Origin of the sequence: Halomonas sp. MES3-P3E (genome assembly GCF_002836035.1) — a bacterium.
GTDB lineage: Bacteria > Pseudomonadota > Gammaproteobacteria > Pseudomonadales > Halomonadaceae > Vreelandella > Vreelandella arctica.
Genome location: NZ_PJBT01000096.1, coordinates 1 through 1400 on the forward strand (window position 1 = coordinate 1; position 1400 = coordinate 1400).

Sequence of the window (1400 nt, forward strand, 5' to 3'; positions counted from 1 at the left end):
CTACGACCACTCCCCGCCACGCCCTACACCTACGCCGAGTGGCGTAAGGCACGGCCGGGTATCGACTATCACATCGAGATCGAGAAGCGGCTATACAGCGTGCCCCACGCCCTGGTGGGGGTGAAGCTGGACGTTCGGGTGACCGACACCTCCGTGGAGGTCATGCACAAAGGGCAGCGAGTGGCGCTACATCCTCGTCATGGTAAGGGCCGCTTCGCCACCCTGACTGAACACATGCCTAAATCGCACCAGGCCCATCAGAACTGGTCACCGGGACGGTTCCTGAACTGGGCCAATGACATCGGCCCCGGCACGCTGGGCGTGGTGCAGAAGCAGCTCAAGGATCGGCCTCATCCGGAACATGGTTACCGCGCCTGCCTGGGACTTCTGAACCTTAGTCGGCGCTACAGTCGTGATCGCCTGGAGCAGGCCTGTGCCCGGGCGCTGGCCATCCACTCCGCCAGTTACCAGAGCATCACCTCGATCCTGAAGCAGGGGCTGGATCAGTTACCGCTGCCGTTGGTCGAGGAGCCACCGGAACTGACCGAGCTGCCGGTTCACACCAACGTTCGCGGCCCCCACTACTACCACTGATCCCGGAGAAACGTATGCTAACGCACAACACCCTCGATACCTTGCGCCACCTCAAGCTGACGGGCATGGGCGATGCCCTGGAACAACAACGCGCCCAACCGGAAACCCACGACCTGGCGTTCGAGGAACGCCTTGCCCTGTTAGTGGATCGGGAGGTGCTGCACCGGGAAAACCGTCGGCTGGACCGGCTGCTCAAGGCCGCCCGCCTGCGCGTGCCGGCGTGCATCGAAGACATCGATTACCGTCATCCCCGGGGACTGGAACGCTCGCGTATGGCGGCCCTGGCGAGCAGCGACTGGATCCGCCAGTCCCTGAACCTGTGCATCACCGGGCCTACCGGTTGCGGCAAGACCTGGCTGGCCTGTGCCCTGGGCAATCAGGCCTGCCGGCAAGGCCTCTCGGTGCGCTACCTGCGAGTGCCGCGCCTGTTCGAGCAGGTGCGCATCGCGCACGGTGATGGTAGCTACGGTCGGCTGATGAACCAGTTGCTGAAGACCAACCTGCTGATCCTGGATGACTGGGGCATGCAGAAGATCACGGCGCAGCAGCGGCAGGACCTGATGGAAGTAATCGAAGACCGACACGGGCGGGGCTCCACCCTCATCGCCAGCCAGTTACCCACGGAGCACTGGCATGACTACATCGGCTCCGCCACGCTGGCAGACGCCATCATGGATCGGCTCCTGCACGGCGCTCACCGACTCAATCTGAAAGGGGAATCACTGAGAAAAACCAACGCACAAAAAACGGAATCGGTTGACCCATCGTGACCGCTCAGCGTACAAAACTCTCTCCAGCGTGAAGGC

General features: G+C 62.8%; 2 protein-coding genes. Both read left to right on the plus strand.

Going from position 1 to position 1400, the window contains the following annotated elements; translation table 11 throughout:
- Positions 1–594: transposase (locus tag CXF87_RS12020; protein ID WP_198556083.1), on the plus strand; the 594-nt coding region annotated here is incomplete at its 5' end.
- Positions 595–608: 14 nt separating this feature from the next.
- Positions 609–1364 carry an IS21-like element helper ATPase IstB gene (gene istB, locus CXF87_RS12025; RefSeq protein ID WP_022522218.1) on the plus strand — a complete coding sequence of 252 codons (756 nt, stop codon included), beginning with the start codon at positions 609–611 and terminating at the stop codon, positions 1362–1364.
- Positions 1365–1400 lie beyond the last annotated feature (36 nt).

Coding starts and splice junctions, on each gene's coding strand:
- istB (WP_022522218.1), top strand. CDS start 609: ATGCTAACGCACAACACCCTCGATACCTTGCGCCACCTCAAGCTGACG.